The 15,840-nt window shown below is 71.0% G+C and carries 15 protein-coding genes; 11 read left to right on the top strand and 4 right to left on the bottom strand.

The features are described from left to right. Positions 1–19: 19 nt before the first annotated feature. Positions 20–874 carry an LLM class flavin-dependent oxidoreductase gene (locus J8M50_RS12040; protein WP_029184578.1) on the top strand — a complete coding sequence of 285 codons (855 nt, stop codon included), beginning with the start codon at positions 20–22 and terminating at the stop codon, positions 872–874. Here J8M50_RS12040 and J8M50_RS12035 read toward each other — a convergent pair. Next, positions 867–2,492, bottom strand: coding sequence for an MFS transporter (locus J8M50_RS12035; RefSeq protein WP_202950068.1), 1,626 nt, complete (start codon positions 2,490–2,492; stop codon positions 867–869). The genes J8M50_RS12040 and J8M50_RS12035 overlap by 8 nt on opposite strands. A 92-nt stretch (positions 2,493–2,584) precedes the next feature. Between J8M50_RS12035 and J8M50_RS12030 the strand changes: the two genes are divergently transcribed. After that, positions 2,585–3,214 (top strand): TetR/AcrR family transcriptional regulator, encoded by a 630-nt coding sequence (locus J8M50_RS12030; protein ID WP_010359649.1) that lies wholly within the window; start codon positions 2,585–2,587, stop codon positions 3,212–3,214. Positions 3,215–3,294: 80 nt separating this feature from the next. Beyond that, positions 3,295–4,281 (top strand): 3-oxoacyl-ACP synthase III family protein, encoded by a 987-nt coding sequence (locus J8M50_RS12025; protein ID WP_010359650.1) that lies wholly within the window; start codon positions 3,295–3,297, stop codon positions 4,279–4,281. Between the two features lie 70 nt (positions 4,282–4,351). Here J8M50_RS12025 and J8M50_RS12020 read toward each other — a convergent pair whose 3' ends face one another. Then, positions 4,352–5,353 carry a methyltransferase gene (locus J8M50_RS12020; RefSeq protein ID WP_010359651.1) on the bottom strand — a complete coding sequence of 334 codons (1,002 nt, stop codon included), beginning with the start codon at positions 5,351–5,353 and terminating at the stop codon, positions 4,352–4,354. A 169-nt stretch (positions 5,354–5,522) separates the two neighbouring features. On the opposite strand from J8M50_RS12020, the gene J8M50_RS12015 reads away from it, so the two are divergent. From J8M50_RS12015 to J8M50_RS12005, 3 genes are read left to right on the top strand one after another with little or no spacing between them, the layout of a single operon-like run. Then, positions 5,523–6,560: a ketoacyl-ACP synthase III family protein gene (locus tag J8M50_RS12015; RefSeq protein ID WP_010359653.1), complete on the top strand. Its 1,038-nt coding sequence runs from the start codon at positions 5,523–5,525 to the stop codon at positions 6,558–6,560. Continuing rightward, on the top strand, positions 6,557–7,945 hold the full coding sequence (locus J8M50_RS12010; RefSeq protein WP_010359655.1) for an NDP-hexose 2,3-dehydratase family protein: 1,389 nt from the start codon (positions 6,557–6,559) through the stop codon (positions 7,943–7,945). Before J8M50_RS12015 ends, J8M50_RS12010 begins: the two co-directional genes overlap by 4 nt. After that, on the top strand, positions 7,942–8,916 hold the full coding sequence (locus tag J8M50_RS12005; protein ID WP_010359656.1) for a Gfo/Idh/MocA family protein: 975 nt from the start codon (positions 7,942–7,944) through the stop codon (positions 8,914–8,916). Before J8M50_RS12010 ends, J8M50_RS12005 begins: the two co-directional genes overlap by 4 nt. Here J8M50_RS12005 and J8M50_RS12000 read toward each other — a convergent pair. Then, positions 8,872–9,981 carry a nucleotide disphospho-sugar-binding domain-containing protein gene (locus J8M50_RS12000; RefSeq protein WP_158002837.1) on the bottom strand — a complete coding sequence of 370 codons (1,110 nt, stop codon included), beginning with the start codon at positions 9,979–9,981 and terminating at the stop codon, positions 8,872–8,874. The two genes, J8M50_RS12005 and J8M50_RS12000, sit on opposite strands and share 45 nt — an antisense overlap. Before the next feature lie 190 nt (positions 9,982–10,171). Between J8M50_RS12000 and J8M50_RS11995 the strand changes: the two genes are divergently transcribed. The 5 genes from J8M50_RS11995 to rfbB are packed head-to-tail and all read left to right on the top strand — an operon-like array spanning position 10,172 to position 14,953. Further along, entirely contained in the window at positions 10,172–11,152 is a 981-nt protein-coding gene (locus J8M50_RS11995; RefSeq protein ID WP_010359658.1) for an aldo/keto reductase, read from the top strand. Between the two features lie 2 nt (positions 11,153–11,154). Further along, on the top strand, positions 11,155–12,711 hold the full coding sequence (locus J8M50_RS11990) for an acyl-CoA carboxylase subunit beta (RefSeq protein WP_010359659.1): 1,557 nt from the start codon (positions 11,155–11,157) through the stop codon (positions 12,709–12,711). 11 nt (positions 12,712–12,722) lie between these two features. Continuing rightward, a complete protein-coding gene (locus tag J8M50_RS11985) occupies positions 12,723–12,893 on the top strand; it encodes an acyl-CoA carboxylase epsilon subunit (protein ID WP_075661691.1) in 171 nt (56 codons plus the stop codon). 12 nt (positions 12,894–12,905) lie between these two features. Then, positions 12,906–13,973, top strand: coding sequence for a glucose-1-phosphate thymidylyltransferase (locus J8M50_RS11980; protein ID WP_010359663.1), 1,068 nt, complete (start codon positions 12,906–12,908; stop codon positions 13,971–13,973). Then, complete coding sequence (gene rfbB, locus J8M50_RS11975; protein WP_029184579.1) at positions 13,970–14,953, top strand: dTDP-glucose 4,6-dehydratase; 984 nt, start codon at positions 13,970–13,972, stop codon at positions 14,951–14,953. The genes J8M50_RS11980 and rfbB overlap by 4 nt, the downstream gene beginning before the upstream one ends. Here the strand turns inward: rfbB and J8M50_RS11970 are convergent. Next, positions 14,931–15,803 (bottom strand): AfsR/SARP family transcriptional regulator, encoded by an 873-nt coding sequence (locus J8M50_RS11970; protein ID WP_010359667.1) that lies wholly within the window; start codon positions 15,801–15,803, stop codon positions 14,931–14,933. The genes rfbB and J8M50_RS11970 overlap by 23 nt on opposite strands. Positions 15,804–15,840 lie beyond the last annotated feature (37 nt).

Here is a 15,840-nt window from a genome sequence, read left to right as displayed (position 1 = left end):
GCTGACCAGGCTGGCGCGCATGAGACTGGACATAGGTGTGTCGTTGCCGACCACGGGAGAGGACGTCCCCGACGTGGTCGAGGCCGCCCGCACGGCGGAGCGGGCCGGATTCGACTCGGTGTGGGTGGGTGACCATCTGGCCGACGGCAGGCCGATCCTGGAGAGCACGGTCGCGCTGGCCGCGGCGGCGGCGGTGACCGAGCGGGTACGGCTCGGCTTCGGCGTCCTGCAACTCGCGCTGCGCCATCCGGCCTGGGCCGCCAAACAGATCGGCTCGCTCCAGACCCTGTCGCGGGGGCGCCTGGTGCTCGGTGTCGGGGCAGGCGGTGACACCCCGCTGGAGTGGGCGGCGGCCGGGGTGCCGGTGGCGGAGCGGGGGGCCAGGACGGACCGGGCCCTGGCAGCGCTGCCGGATCTGCTGGCGGGGAAGGGGGAGCCCCAGTTGCTGCCCGAGGCCGGGATGCCGCCCGTGTGGATCGGTGGCGGGTCGGATGCGGCGCTGCGCCGCGCCGGTCGTCATGGGGACGGCTGGCTGGCTGCGGCGACGCCGCCCGAGGAGATCCGGGGCGCCGCCGGGCGGCTCGGGTCGTACGCGCGGGAGTACGGGCGGGAGGTGCCGCAGACCGGCTGCCTGGTGATCGTGGCGGCGGGGGGCCGGGCCGACGACCTCGCCGGGTTCCTGACCGCTCGGCTGGGCCTGACCCCGGAGCGGGCCGCCGCGACGGCTGTGGCGGGCGAGCCGTCCGAACTCGCCGGGCGGCTCGCCCGCTATCTCGACGCGGGGGTACGGCAGTTGGTGCTGGTTCCGTTCGGCGGCGACTGGCGTACGCAGTACGAGTTGCTCGCGCAGGCCCGCGAGGCTCTCGTCAGCTGAGCTCGGCCGACGAGCGGTCGCCGGTGCGGGGGTGCCCTACCGGGGCCGGGGAGGTGTCCTCCTCGGTCTTCCGGTACCGCTGCTCGCGGATGACCAGGGCCACCAGGCCGGCCAGCAGGGAGACGACACCGGAGACCACGAACACCACGTTGGTGGCGTCGATGAAGACGCTGACGGCCGCGTGGTGCTGCTCGGCCGGGAGTTTCGCCAGCGCGCTGACGTCCAGGTTGCCGTTGACGTTCGCCGCTCCGGCGGCGCTGCTGAGGTGGGAGTCGAGGTAGCGCGCCACGATGGTGCTGTAGAGCGCGAACCCGGCGGTGGCACCGAGCTGCTGGCAGAAGCGCAGGGAGCTGGTGGCGACGCCGAGGTCCTCCTTGGACACCGAGCTCTGCATGTACTGGAGCCCGAGGCCCAGGGACTGCCCCATGCCGATGCCGAGGACGAAGCAGCCCGCGCCGACCAGCCAGTAGCTGGTGTCCGGGGTGAGCCAGCCGAAGAGGACCAGGACCACGGCCTGGAACACGCCCGCGGCGACGAGCAGGTACTTGAACTTGCCGAACAGCGTGACGATGAGCTTGGCCACCGGGATCGACGCGAGGATGCCGACCGCCATGCACACGATCAGGAGTCCGGACCGTGCCGTGCTCAGTCCGCGCCCGACCTGGAGGTAGCCGCTGACGTAGAGGAGGCCGCCGGCCACGCCGACGCCCGCGATGAGCGACATCGGCATCATGGCCCGGAACACCGAGTTGCGCATCAGGGCCAGCGACACCAGCGGTTCGGGCGCGGTGAGCTGGCGCCAGACGAACGCCGCGAGCAGGACGCCCGCGCCGACGGCGAGCGAGACGATCATGCCGGAGCCCCAGGCGTACTGGGTGCCGCCCCACTCCGCCACGAGCAGCGCGCAGGCGCCGAAGCCGCCGAGCAGGGCGGCGCCGAGGAAGTCCACCTTGCGGCGTACCGGGTTGGTGGGCATCTTCAGCGCGAAGACGATGACGAGGAAGGCCGCGACCAGGATCGGCAGGTTCAGCAGGAAGACCCAGCGCCAGTTCAGGCTGTCGGAGATGAGGCCGCCGAGGGTCGGGCCCAGCGCCAGGCCGAGGCCGAACATCACCGAGGCGCCGATGCCGACCGCGTTGGACGGTTTGATGGGCCCTTCCGCGTCCTCCTCCTGGTCGTTGAAGAGGATGCCGGTGACCACGAGCGTGATGGCGGTGAGCCCGCCCGCGCCGAGCCCCTGGATGGTGCGGAACACGATCAGCTCGGTCATGTTCTGCGCGAGTCCGCAGAGCAACGAGCCGAGGGTGAAGACGCCGAGGCCGAAGACCATGAGCGGCTTGGTGCCGTACTCGTCGGCGAGCTTTCCGTACAGCGGTACGACGATGCAGTCCGCCAGGGCGTAGCAGGAGGTCAGCCAGGGGAGCCGGCTGATCCCGTGCACCGGGTCGAGATCGTCCACCATCTTCCACGCCACGGCGGACACGATGTTGATGTCGAGGATGGCCAGCAGCAGGACGACGATGCACGAGGCGGCGACCAGCTTGACCTTCGTCGTCGACATGAGCAGATCCGGGCCGTCGTACACGGGTGCGTACATGCCCTGGGTGGTATCAGTCATGGAAATTACACTAGGGGTACTTTTACGTCGAGGCAAGTTTTATAGACGTCGTAACTATGCTCCCGGGGGAAGGTGCTTGTTAGGATCTGTACATGACGGATCAGCTGGGACTCCGGGAGCGCAAGAAGCTGCGGACGGCGGAGCACATCGCGAACACGGCACTCGCCCTCTTCCTGGAGCGGGGCTTCGCCGACGTCTCGGTCGCCGATGTCGCGGACGCCGCCGAGGTGTCGAAGAAGACCGTCTTCAACTACTTCCCGGCCAAGGAGGACCTCGTCCTCTTCCCGATCCGGGACCACAAGAGCGAGCCGGCCCGGGTGGTGCGGACCCGGCAGCCGGGCGAGTCGCCCGTGGCGGCCCTGCGCCGGCACTTCCTGACCGGGCTGGAGGAGCGCGACCCCATCACCGGGCTCGCCGACTACGACGAGTTCCTCGCCTTCCAGGGCATGGTCATGTCGACGCCCAGCCTGAAACTGCGGCTCCTGGAGCAGTGGACCGACAGCGAGGTCGTCCTCGCGGAGGCCCTCGCCGAGGCCCTCGGTGAACCGGCGGACGCCATCGTGCCGAGCGCGCTGGCCAGCCTGATCATCTCGGTGCAGCGCACGCTGATCGTCCGCAACGTCGAACGCATGCTGGTCGGCGCCGACCCCGCGGCCGTCCACGCCCAGTGCGCGGCCGAGGCGGAACGTGCCTTCGGTCTGCTGGAGAAGAGCCTCGCGTGAGGTGGCTCCATCGGCGCTCTCCCCGGCCTTGAGCCGGGGCCGGTATCAACAAGGCTGTCACTCTCACGAGGGAGTCAGCCTTGCCCACCGGAATAGTAGGTCTCGGCGCCTTCACGCCGGCGCACGTCATCGACAACGCCCAGATCACCACGTGGACCGGAGCCACCGACGCGTGGATCACCGAGCGCACGGGCATCCAGCACCGGCGTTACGCGGCACCGGGGGTGACCACCTCCGAGCTCGCCGCGCAGGCCGTGCAGAACCTGTTCGCCGACTCGCCCCGCACGCTCGACGAGGTGGGCCTCACGATCCTGGCCACCTCCACCCCCGACCAGCCGCAGCCCTCCACCGCCGTACGCCTGCACAACCTGCTGCGCGTGCGGACCACCGCACCGGCCTTCGACCTCAACGCCGTCTGCGCGGGCTTCGTGTACGCGCTGAGCATCGCCGACGCGATGCTGTCGCGCGACGCGGGCAGCGGCACCGCGCTCGTCGTCGGGGTGGACATGTACTCGACGATCATGGACCGGTCCGACCGCAGAACCGTCGCCCTCTTCGGCGACGGGGCCGGAGCCGTGCTGCTCGGCGAGGTGCCGGACGGCTACGGCATCCACGCGACCAGCCTGATCGCCGACGGAGACTCCGAGGAACTCGTCGAGGTCGTCGCCGGCGGCACCCGCGAGCGCGCCGACGACGCCTCGCGCGCCGCCGGGCGCCATCTCTTCCGGATGCAGGGCCGTCCCGTGCGCGACTACGCGCTGCACAGCATCCCCAAGGCCATCGACGACGTGCTCGGCGCCTGCGGCTACACGGCGGACGACATCGACCGGTTCATCGTCCACCAGGGCAACAGCAGGCTGGTCGAGGCGGTGGCGGCTCAGTTGGGCGTCGACATGGCACGCGTCCCGCTCAGCGCCCCGCACTTCGGCAACACGGGCGCCGCCGCCCTGCCGCTGACCCTGTGCCACTCCCACCGGCAGCGCCCGCTGGAACGCGGCGAGCGGATCGTGTTCGCCGCGGTCGGCGGGGGCATGACGGCCGGAGCCGTGCTCCTCACCTGGTACTGACGCCACGGCGGGCGCGGTTCTTGGTCCGGTACGGGTGTACCGGACCAAGAACCGCGCCCGCCGGCGTTCTCTAGTCCTTGTGCGCGACCGCGATCGTGTCGTTCCCCCGGGGCAGGCGCTGGGCGTGGCCGAAGCGGAAACCGGCCTTCTCCGCCCAGGCCCGGAACTCCGCGACCGTGTACTCCGAGCCGCCCTCGCTGAGCAGGGCCACGTTCAGGCTGCCGATCAGACTGCGCAGGTCGGGGGCCTCCTCGTCGAGCATCTGGTCGTAGACGACGAGGGCGCCGCCGGCGGGCAGCACCTGGAAGGCCCGGTTCACCAGGTCCTGGCGCTGCTCGGCCGACCAGTCGTGCAGGACGTGCCCGAAGACGATGACGTCCGCCGGGGGCAGGGCGTCGGTGAAGAAGTCCCCGGGGTGGAAGGTCACGCGGCCGGTGGTGCCCCGCTCGGCCATCAGCTCGTCGAAGAGCGGCTCGGCCTGCGCGAGATCCATGACGTGGCCTTCGAGATGCGGGTGGGCCAGGACGAGTTCCGCCGCCACATTGCCCCGGGCCCCGCCCGCGTCCACGAACGAGCGGTACCCCGACCAGTCGACCCGCGCGGCCAACTGCGGTGCCACCACGGCGTTGTTGGCGTCCATGTGGCTGAAGAACGCCCGGGCCGTGACCGGGTCGGAGTAGAGGCGCTCCATGGCGTCGAGGCCCATCTTCGCCTTGGCCGCGCCGTCGCGCAGGGCCTCGGTGAGCTTGCCCCAGGTGTGGTAGTGCCGCTGGGCGGCGGCCTTCACCCGCCCGCCGAGGAACAGCTGTCCGCCGGGGACGAGCACCTCCCGGGCCACGGTGCTGTCGGCGTAGGACTCCCCGTCGCGCACGAGCAGCCCCTGCGCGACGAGCGCGTTGAGGAAGTCCTGGACGAGCCTCGGGTGCAGGCCGCACCCGGCGCAGATCTCCGCCGCGCTGCGCGGGCCCTCGGCGAGCAGTTCGAACACGCCGACCTCCACCGCGCTGTGCAGGATCCTCGCCTCCGCGTAGGCGGTGTTCAACCGGGTGATGTCAGTGGCGTCGGTCACCATGGCTATTCCTTTCGTCGACGCGCACCAGCCTGGCCCCCGCCGTTTGAGGTCCCCTGGAGCGGCGTTGAAGAGGGCCCGGGCAGCGAGACAGGGAATCGAAGAAGCGTCGAGTCCGCCGCGCGAGGCTGCGTCCCGTGAGGTCAGCGATCCGGTGACGCGACGGGAGTCGATGGTGGAAATCACATCCGAGGTGTACGTGCGCTCGGTCGGCAGCTGCCTGCCGCCGCGCATGAGTACGCGACAGGCGGTCGACCAGGGCCTGTACGAGGCCGGCGACCTGGAGTTCATGGGGCTGACCGGGACCTTGGTCGCCGGCGGCGACCTCTCCCCCGCGCACATGGCGACCGCCGCCGCCGCCACGGCCCTGGAGCGGGCCGGTATCGGCTCGGCGGAGCTGGATTCGGTGATCCACTCCAGCGTCTTCCAGCCGGGCCCCGACGGCTGGTCCCTGCCCGGCTACATCCTGCGCGAACTCGGCGGCGGCAACGCCGGTGTGATCGAGCTGCGCACGGGCTGCTCGGGGATGCTGAGCGCGATGGAGCTGGCCGTCGGACAGCTGACCGGCGCCCAGAAGCACGGTTCGGTCCTGCTCACCGCGGCCGACCACATGGGGCCCTGGCTGGAGCGCTGGCCGTCCGACGTCTACCTCCCCGGCGACGCGGGCAGCGCGATGGTCCTCGGTACGGCCGGCGGCTTCGCCCGCATCCGGTCCATCACCTCGGGCACCGTGCCGCAGCTGGAGCGGATGAACCGGGGTGACGAGCCACTGCATCCGCCGGGCCCGCGTGGCTTCGTGGACCTGCGCACCCGGCACGCCTCGGTCACCGAGCACATGGCGGACCGGGAGGCGGCGGAGCTGATGGCCGCGCTCAACACCGAACTCGCCGAGCGGGCGATCGCCGAGGCCGGTCTCAAGGCGGCCGACATCACGCGGGCCGTCTACCACAACATGGCCGGGTTCATCGTCGACTTCTTCCTGTCCCGGATCGGGCTGTCCATGGAGCAGTCGTCCTGGGAGTTCGGCCGGACGGTGGGCCACCTGGGGTGCAGCGACCAGGCCGTGGCGCTGGAACACCTGCTGCTCGGCGGCGAGCTGGCACCGGGTGACCATGTGCTGCTCTGCGGGGCGTCGGCCGGTTTCGCGACGGTCTGCGTGGTCCTGGAGATCGTGGAGGTCCCGTCCTGGCCCGCCCTGGCCGTCGGATGAGGGCCGGCCGGGGTTTCACCGTCACGTCCCGCACCCCCGCCACGGAGGCCGACCACGGCCTGTCCGCATGGCTGCGGGAACAGCAGGACGCCCACCACTTCGCGACCCGCCGGATCGACTTCGGCGACCTGTCCGCCTGGCACTTCGAGGAGGACGGCGGGAACCTGGCCCACGACAGCGGCCGGTTCTTCCGGGTCGAGGGCCTGGACGTGACGACCGACCACTCGGTGCACGCCTCCTGGACGCAGCCCATCATCAACCAGCCGGAGATCGGCCTGCTGGGCATCCTGGTGAAGACCATCGACGGGGTGGCGCACTGCCTGCTCCAGGCGAAGATGGAACCGGGCAACATCAACACCATCCAGCTCTCGCCGACCGTGCAGGCCACCCGCAGCAACTACACGCGGGTGCACGGCGGCAAGCACACCCCGTACCTGGAGTACTTCACGGGTCCGCGCCGGGTGCTCGCCGACTCCATCCAGTCCGAACAGTGCTCGTGGTTCCTGTGCAAGGGGAACCGGAACGTCGTGGTCGAGGTGACCGGGGACGTCCCGGTCCTGGAGAACTTCCGCTGGGTGACGACCGACCAGCTGCACCGCCTGCTGCGGCAGGACAACACCGTGAACATGGACACCCGCACCGTGCTGTCCTGCGTCCCCTTCGCCCTCCCCGAGGGTGCCCGGCTCGCCGAGGAGAGCGACGGCTACCGCCGGGCGCTGCTGAGTTCGCTGACCGGGGACGAGCAGTCGCTGCACACGCTGGACGACATCCTCGGCTGGATCACCGAGTCCAAGGCCAGACGGCTGTTCGTACGGCGCACCACGGCCCTGGGCTCGCTCGGGCAGTGGCGCAGGTTCCCGGACCGGATCGCCCACGAGGAGGGCCGGTACTTCGAGATCGTGGCCATGGACGTGACCGCGGGCAGCCGCGAGGTGTCCCACTGGACCCAGCCGATGTTCGCGCCGGTGGGACAGGGGCGGGTCGCCTTCGTGGTGCGGTCCATCAAGGGGGTCCTCCACGTCCTCATGCAGGCCAGGCTGGCGGCCGGGTCCCGCGACGCGGTGGAACTCGCCCCGACCGTGCAGTGCACACCCGCCAACCTCGTCGGCCTGCCGGAGACGGCACGCCCGCGCTTCCTCGACCTGGTGCAGGACGCCGACCCGAGGTCGGTGCGCTACGACGCCGTGCAGTCGGAGGAGGGCGGCCGGTTCCACCATGCCCAGACGCGCCATCAGATCATCGACGTAGGCGACGACTTCCCGCTCGACGTGCCGGAGGAGTTCCGGTGGCTGACCGTACGGCAGCTGACGGAACTGCTGCGGCACAGCAACTACCTGAACGTCGAGGCCCGCAGCCTGCTCGCGATGCTGCACACCACCTGGTGACCCGCCGTCCGCTGCGGATCGGGGTCCTCGGCTGCGCCGACATCGCCCGGCGCCGGATGCTGCCGTCCCTGGCGCACCAGCCGCTCGTCCGCCTTGCCGCCGTCGCCAGCCGCGACGGCGCCAGGGCGGCCCGGTTCGCCGCCGAGTTCGGCTGTGCGGCGGTGACCGGGTACGAAGCGCTGCTGGCCCGCGACGACATCGACGCGGTCTATCTGCCGCTGCCGCCCGACCTCCATGTCGAGTGGTCCGTACGGGCCCTGGAGGCGGGCAAGCACGTGCTGTGCGAGAAGCCGTTCGCCCCCGACGCGGACCAGGCCCTGATCGCGGTGCGGGTCGCGCGGGAGCGCCGGCTGCTGCTGATGGAGAGCTTCATGTTCCTCCACCACGGCCAGCACGAGGCGGTCCGGCGGCTGGTGGACACGGGGGCGATCGGCGAACTCCGCATGTTCACGGCCGAGTTCGGCGTCCCCCGGCTCGCGTCGGGGGCGACGGCCGGCACCCTGCCCGAGGTGGCCGCCTACCCGGTCCGGGCCGCGCAGCTGTTCCTGGGCGGCGAACTCGACGTCCTCGGTGCGCAGTCGGACGGCACCGGCGGCGCGGCCCTGCTGTGCTCCCGGCAGGGCGTCACGGCGCAGCTCGCCTACGGGACCGGACACGCCTACCGCAACCACTACGCGCTGTGGGGAAGCGAGGGGCGGCTCTCCCTGCACCGGGTCTACAGCACCCCCGACGACCACGTACCGGTGATCCGCCTCGAACGGGGCGGCGGGGAGGAACTCCTGTCCCTGCCCCCGGACCGTCAGTTCACCAACGTCGCGGGGGTGTTCGCGCGGGCGGTCGTCGAGGGTGCGGACTTCGAGCCGTACGCCGCCGCGATCCTGCGGCAGGCCGGGCTCCTCGACCGGATCAGCGCCCGCGCGAACGCCTCACGCCTGTTCGATCAGGCGGACGATGTCGGCGGGACTCGGTAGCGTCGCCATCTCGTCCTTCAGCGCGCGGGCGGTCTTGGCGTACGAGGAGTCGTCGCGGACGGCCGTGCAGGCGGCGGTCACCGTCTCCACCGAGGCCTCCGTCCACGGCACCTGGACGCCCGCGCCGGCCGCGTGCAGCAGCCGTGCCGAGTCCCAGACCTCGGCGATGACCGGGACGCTCACCTGCGGCACGCCTTCGGCGAGGCAGGTGAGCGTCGTGCCGTGGCCGCCGTGGTGCACCACGACGTCGCAGGCGGGCAGGATCGCCGACAGCGGGAACTGACCGGCGGCCAGCACCCCTTCGGGCAGCGGGTCCAGGGTGCGGGCCAGGCTGTCGGAGACCGCGACCACGACCTCGAAGCCGAGCTTCGGCAGTTCGTGGGTGAGCGCCTGGAGCAGGGTGAGCCCGCCGGGGACGGTGTTCTTGTTGGGGAGCGGCACCCGGGTCCCGAAGGTCAGGCACAGCCTCGGCTTCTCGCGCTCCTGGAACACCCAGGACGGCACCTTCTCGGTACGGCCGTTGTACGGCACGTACCGCATCTTCGTGGTGCCGGGCAGCGCGCGCGGCCCCATGCCGGGCGGGCAGACGTCGAGCGACAGCACGGGAGCGGGCACGTCCGTGCGGCCGAGGGCCTTCAGTTCCGGCGCCAGTTCTCCGACGGCGGCCTTCTTGATCGTCTCGGGCGAGACGAGCCGGATCGCCTGCTCGACCCACGGGATGCCGCGTGCGGCGGCCACCATCGGGCCGGTGAGGCTGTACGTCTCGGTGAGGACCAGGTCCGGATGCCACTGGTCGGCGAGCGCCAAGGCCTGGTCCATCATCCGCAGGACCAGCCGGCCGTAGCCCCGGCCGATGTGCTGGAGCAGCGGCTCCTCCTCCCGTGGCATCGTCGTCCGGTTGCCGTCCCGGTCGTACGAGAGGACCTCCGGCATCTCGACGGCGGAGCAGATCGGCGCGAACGGCAGGCCGGCGCCGGTGACGGTCGGGCCCATGTTCTCCGAGGCGGCCACGAGCACGTCGTGGCCGGCGGCGCGCAGCGCCCATGACAGAGGGACGAGAGGCATGACGAACCCCTCGGAACAGCCGGCGATCACCATGATTTTCATGCCGTACAGCCAAGTCCGCCCTGCTCGATGGAGCGTCGAGCCGCCATCCATGCCGGTACGCCGAGCGGTGCTGGATCTGGCGTCGAGCGTTCGCGCGGACGCTCCAGGTCATCAGCCGGAGGCGTTGTCGGACGTGGATGGAGCAAGCATGCGGTACCGAACACTCGGCAGGGACGGACTCGACGTATCGGCCGTGGGCCTGGGCTGCCTGGCCATGGCGGGCGTCTACGGGCCCGCCGACGCGGCCCGGTTCAGCGAACTCGTCGAGCAGGGGCTCCGGCGGGGGCTCACCCTGATCGACACCGCCGACTTCTACGGGGACGGCGCGAACGAGGAGATGGTCGGGCGGGCGATCGCCGGGCGCCGGGACGAGGTGGTCGTCGCGACGCGCGGAGGGCTGCGGGCGGAGCGCCCCGGCGGGCCGCCCAAGGTGCTCGACGGCCGGCCGGAGTACCTCCGCACCGCCTGCGAGGCCTCGCTGCGCCGGCTCGGGGTCGATCACATCGACCTCTACTACCTGGGCCGGGTGGATCCCGAGGTGCCGGTGGAGGAGAGCGTGGGCGCGCTCGCCGCTCTCGTGGCCGAGGGCAAGATCCGGCACATCGGCCTGTCCGAGGCGAGTGCCGACGACATCCGCAGAGGGCACGCCACGCATCCCGTGACGGCGTTGCAGAGCGAGTACTCGCTCTGGGAGCGGCACGTGGAGGCGGAGATCCTGCCGACCGTCCGCGAGCTGGGCATCGGCTTCGTCGCGCACACGCCGCTCGGCAAGGGCTTCCTCACCCGCACCCTGACCGAGGCCGATCAGCTCCGCCCGGGCGACATCCGGCTCAACCACCCGCGCTTCCAGGGCGAGAACTTCCGGCGCAACGCCGAGCTGGTCGCGGAACTGGACGTGGCCGTGTCCGACACGGGGCTCAGCGCCGCCCAGCTCGCCCTGGTCTGGCTGCTGGGCCGGGGCGAGGACGTCGTGCCCATCCCGGGCACCCGCAGCGCCGCCCATCTGGCGGCCAACCTGGGCGCCATGAACGTCCACCCGTCCCCCCAACTCATGGAACGGATCGGGAAGTTGGTGTCGCCCGAGCAGGTGACGGGCCCTCGGGTCCCGGTGCGACGAGGGGCCTCCTGACCATGACGGACGAATCCCGGGGACGGCTGGCGGAGCTGCGCGCGATCCGTGCGCAGGCGCTGCGCGGCCCCGGTGAGAAGGCGACCGCGACACAGCACGCAAAGGGCAAGCTGACGGCGCGCGAGCGCATCGGGCTGCTGCTGGACCCGGGCTCGTTCACCGAGGTCGAGCAGCTCCGCCGGCACCGGGCGACCGGCTTCGGCCTGGAGGCCAGGAAGCCGTACACCGACGGCGTCGTCACCGGCTGGGGCACGGTCGAGGGCCGTACGGTCTTCGTGTACGCGCACGACTTCCGGATCTTCGGCGGCGCGCTGGGCGAGGCGCACGCCACGAAGATCCACAAGATCATGGACATGGCCATCGCAGCCGGCGCGCCGCTGGTGTCCCTGAACGACGGCGCGGGCGCCCGTATCCAGGAGGGCGTCTCGGCGCTGGCCGGGTACGGCGGGATCTTCCGGCGCAACACCAAGGCGTCCGGCGTCATCCCGCAGATCTCCGTCATGCTCGGCCCCTGCGCGGGCGGCGCGGCCTACTCCCCCGCCCTCACCGACTTCGTGTTCATGGTCCGCGAGACCTCGCAGATGTTCATCACCGGCCCTGACGTCGTGAAGGCGGTGACCGGCGAGGAGATCACCCAGAACGGCCTCGGCGGCGCCGACGCGCACGCGGAGACCTCCGGCGTCTGCCACTTCGCGTACGACGACGAGGAGACCTGCATCGCGGAGGTGCGGTATCTGCTGTCGCTGCTCCCGCAGAACAACCGCGAGAACCCGCCCCGCGTCGACTCCACTGATCCCGCCGACCGCCGCAGCGACATCCTCCTCGACCTCGTCCCGGCGGACGGCAACCGCTCGTACGACATGCGCGAGGTCATCGAGGAACTCGTCGACGACGGCGACTACCTGGAGGTCCACCAGCGCTGGGCCCGCAACATCATCTGCGCCCTGGCCCGCCTGGACGGACAGACGGTCGGGGTCGTGGCCAGTCAGCCCCAGTTCATGGCGGGGGTGCTGGACATCGGCGCCAGCGAAAAGGCGGCACGGTTCGTGCAGTGGTGCGACGCCTTCGGTGTCCCGCTGGTGACGCTCCTCGACGTACCCGGCTTCCTGCCCGGGGTCGAGCAGGAGCACGGCGGGATCATCCGGCACGGCGCGAAGCTGCTGTACGCCTACTGCAACGCGACCGTGCCACGGATCTCGGTCGTCCTGCGCAAGGCCTACGGCGGCGCGTACATCGTCATGGACAGCCAGTCCATCGGCGCCGACCTCACCTATGCCTGGCCGACGAACGAGATCGCCGTCATGGGCGCGGAGGGTGCGGCCAACGTCGTCTTCCGCCGCCAGATCGCCGAGGCCCAGGACCCCGAGGCGATGCGCGCCCGCATGGTCAAGGAGTACAAGGCCGAGCTGATGCACCCGTACTACGCGGCGGAGCGCGGCCTGGTCGACGACGTCATCGACCCGGCACAGACCCGCGAGGTGCTGGTGAGGTCCCTGGCGATGCTGCGTACCAAACACGCCGACCTGCCCTTCCGCAAGCACGGAAACCCCCCTCAGTGACGGAGACCTCCATGAGCACCATCGAGATACGGATCGAGAAGGGCGAGGCCGACGACGAGGAGCTGGCCGCTTTGACGGCCCTGCTCATGGCCCGCGCCGCGCGCCCGGCCCCTTCCGACAGCACCCCGCGCGCCCACTGGCGTCACCACGGCTTCCGCTCACCGAACTCCTGGCAGGGCTGACCCATGACCACGATGAAAGCGCTCGTCCTGTCCGGCGGGTCCGGGACCCGGCTGCGCCCGATCACCCACACCTCGGCCAAGCAACTGGTGCCGGTGGCGAACAAACCCGTGCTCTTCTACGGCCTGGAGGCGATCGCCGAGGCCGGCATCGTCGACGTGGGCATCGTGGTCGGGGCGACCGGCGAGGAGATCCGGGAGGCGGTCGGTGACGGCTCCCGGTTCGGCCTCGAGATCACCTACATCCAGCAGCACGCCCCGCTCGGCCTGGCCCACGCGGTGATCGTCGCGCGGGAGTTCCTGGGCGACGACGACTTCGTGATGTACCTGGGCGACAACTTCATCGTCGGCGGCATCGCGCCGCTCGTCGACGACTTCCGCGCCGAGCGCCCCGAGGCGCGGATCCTGCTCACCAAGGTCGCCGACCCGTCGTCCTTCGGGGTCGCGACGCTCGACGCCGAAGGGCAGCTGGTGGGCCTGGAGGAGAAGCCGCCGCGGCCCAAGAGCGATCTGGCGCTGGTCGGGGTGTTCCTGTTCACCCCGGTCATCCACGAGGCGGTGGCCGCCATCGAGCCGTCCGCGCGCGGTGAGCTGGAGATCAGCGACGCGATCCAGTGGCTGCTCGACCGGGGCCGCGAGGTGCGCTCCACGATCATCTCCGGGTACTGGAAGGACACGGGGAACGTCGCCGACATGCTGGAGGTCAACCGGTCCGTGCTGGACCACATCGAGATGGCGCTGGACGGCACGGTGGACGAGCACAGCGAGATCATCGGGCGGGTCCGGGTCGAGGCAGGGGCTCAGGTGCTGGGTTCGCGGATCGTCGGCCCCGCGATCATCGGCGCCGACTCCGTGATCAAGGACGCGTACGTCGGGCCGTACACGGCGGTGGCGGAGCGGTGCCGGATCGAGGACAGCGAGATCGAGTACTCGATCGTCCTGGTGGGCGCCTCGCTCACGGGGGTGCGACGGGTGGAGGCGTCGCTCATCGGCCGCCATGTCACCGTCACCCCCGCCTCCCGCCCGACCGCCGCGCACCGCCTGGTGCTGGGCGACCACAGCGAAGTGCGGATCTCGGCGTGACGACCAGGATTCTGGTGACGGGCGGCGCCGGGTTCATAGGCTCCCACTACGTCCGCACGCTGCTGGGCCCCGAGGGCCCCGGCGACGTGGCGGTCACGGTGCTGGACAAGCTGACGTACGCCGGCAACCCGGCCAACCTCGACGCCGTCCGGGGCGAGCCGGGGTTCACCTTCGTGCACGGCGACATCTGCGACGCCTCTCTGGTGGCCGATCTGTTGGCCGAGCACCGGCAGGTGGTGCACTTCGCCGCCGAGACGCATGTGGACCGCTCCATCGGTGACGGCGCCCGGTTCGTGCGGACCAACGTGATGGGCACGCAGGTGCTGGCCGCAGCGGCGAGCGCCGGCGCCGTCGAGCGCTTCGTGCACGTGTCCACCGACGAGGTCTACGGGTCGATCGACAGCGGCTCCTGGCCGGAGACCCATCCGCTGGCGCCCAACTCGCCGTACGCGGCGGCCAAGGCGGCGTCCGACCTGATCGCGCTCTCCTACCACCGCACGCACGGTCTCGACGTGCGGGTGACGCGCTGCTCCAACAACTACGGCCACCACCACTTCCCGGAGAAACTGATCCCGCTGTTCATCACGAACCTGCTGGACGGCCGGAAGGTCCCGCTGTACGGGGACGGGCACCACGTACGCGACTGGCTGCACATCGACGACCACGTACGCGGCATAGAGCTGGTCCGTACGAAGGGGCGCGCGGGGGAGGTGTACAACATCGGCGGCGGTACCGAGCTGTCCAACCGGGAGCTGACCGGGATGCTGCTGGAGCACTGCGGCGCCACCTGGGACAGCGTCACCCCCGTCGCCGACCGCAAGGGACACGACCGGCGCTACTCGGTGGACTGCGCCAAGGCCGCCGCCCACCTCGGGTACGCCCCCGAGGTGGACTTCGTCTCCGGTCTCGCCGACACCGTCCGCTGGTACCGGGACAACCGCGCGTGGTGGCAGCCCCTCAGGGAGCGAGCCGCCCTGTGAGACGCCCGGCCTGGGGGGCGTGGCCGGTCTGGGGGGCGTGCCCGGTCTGGAGGGCGTGGCCGGTCTGGAGGGCGTGGCTCGTCATTCCCTCGTCGGTGAGCAGCAGTTGCTGTTGCAGGCGCTGGTGCGAGAAGGACGGCTCCAGGCCGAGTTCCGCGACCAGGATCCTGCGCAGGTCCCGGTACGCCTCCAGCGCCTCGCCGCGTCGGCCGGCCCGCGCCAGGGCCTTGATCAGCTCGCCGTGGAACCATTCGTTGAGCGGGTGGGTGGAGACCAGTTCCCGGAGCTCGGGTATACAGCTGGCGTAGCGGCCGAGCTTGCTCTCCGCGAGGATCCTCAGCTTCACGGCCTCGATCTGGAGCTCCTCCAGGTACACGATGTGGCCCTCGATGAGGCGGCCGGCCTGGGTGATGTCGGCCAGCGGGGCGCCGCGCCACAGCTTGAGGGCGTCGGCCAGCGTCTGGGACGCCTCCTCGTACTTCTCCTCGGCCAGCAGCTCGCGTCCGCGCTTGGTCTCCCGCTCGAAGACGTGCAGGTCGAGCTGGTCGTCGCGGCGGAGCCGGATCCCGTACCCGGGCGGCTGGGTCAGGATCATCTGGGTGGCGCCCGGCGCCTCGTCGAGCAGCGAGCCGAAGGTCTTGCGCAGCTGGTAGATGTACGTCTGGAGGGTGGTCACGGCGCTGCGCGGCGGCTCGTCGCCCCACAGTTCGTCGATCAGGGACGTACGGTCGACGACTCTGTCCGCCCGGAGAAGAAGCAGGGCCAGGGTCCAGCGCACCTTCTGGGCCGTGGGTGTGCAGAGCTGGTCACCGTGCCGGACTTCCAGCGGGCCAAGGACGTTGAACATCATGCCAATCCCCCGATTTCAGACTGGAACTTGCCCATTC

It is taken from the genome of Streptomyces acidiscabies (assembly GCF_020010905.1).
GTDB lineage: Bacteria > Actinomycetota > Actinomycetes > Streptomycetales > Streptomycetaceae > Streptomyces > Streptomyces acidiscabies.
This window is presented reverse-complemented; position numbering and strand designations above follow the sequence as displayed.

Excerpts from the sequence above, each read along its gene's own strand:
- J8M50_RS12010 (WP_010359655.1), top strand. The coding sequence starts at position 6,557 with ATGAGGGCCGGCCGGGGTTTCACCGTCACGTCCCGCACCCCCGCCACG.
- J8M50_RS12020 (WP_010359651.1), bottom strand. The coding sequence starts at position 5,353 with ATGGTGACCGACGCCACTGACATCACCCGGTTGAACACCGCCTACGCG.
- J8M50_RS11985 (WP_075661691.1), top strand. The coding sequence starts at position 12,723 with ATGAGCACCATCGAGATACGGATCGAGAAGGGCGAGGCCGACGACGAG.
- J8M50_RS11980 (WP_010359663.1), top strand. The coding sequence starts at position 12,906 with ATGAAAGCGCTCGTCCTGTCCGGCGGGTCCGGGACCCGGCTGCGCCCG.
- J8M50_RS12035 (WP_202950068.1), bottom strand. The coding sequence starts at position 2,492 with ATGACTGATACCACCCAGGGCATGTACGCACCCGTGTACGACGGCCCG.
- J8M50_RS12015 (WP_010359653.1), top strand. The coding sequence starts at position 5,523 with ATGGTGGAAATCACATCCGAGGTGTACGTGCGCTCGGTCGGCAGCTGC.
- J8M50_RS12000 (WP_158002837.1), bottom strand. The coding sequence starts at position 9,981 with ATGCCTCTCGTCCCTCTGTCATGGGCGCTGCGCGCCGCCGGCCACGAC.
- J8M50_RS12030 (WP_010359649.1), top strand. The coding sequence starts at position 2,585 with ATGACGGATCAGCTGGGACTCCGGGAGCGCAAGAAGCTGCGGACGGCG.
- J8M50_RS12040 (WP_029184578.1), top strand. The coding sequence starts at position 20 with ATGAGACTGGACATAGGTGTGTCGTTGCCGACCACGGGAGAGGACGTC.
- J8M50_RS11990 (WP_010359659.1), top strand. The coding sequence starts at position 11,155 with ATGACGGACGAATCCCGGGGACGGCTGGCGGAGCTGCGCGCGATCCGT.
- J8M50_RS11995 (WP_010359658.1), top strand. The coding sequence starts at position 10,172 with ATGCGGTACCGAACACTCGGCAGGGACGGACTCGACGTATCGGCCGTG.
- J8M50_RS11970 (WP_010359667.1), bottom strand. The coding sequence starts at position 15,803 with ATGATGTTCAACGTCCTTGGCCCGCTGGAAGTCCGGCACGGTGACCAG.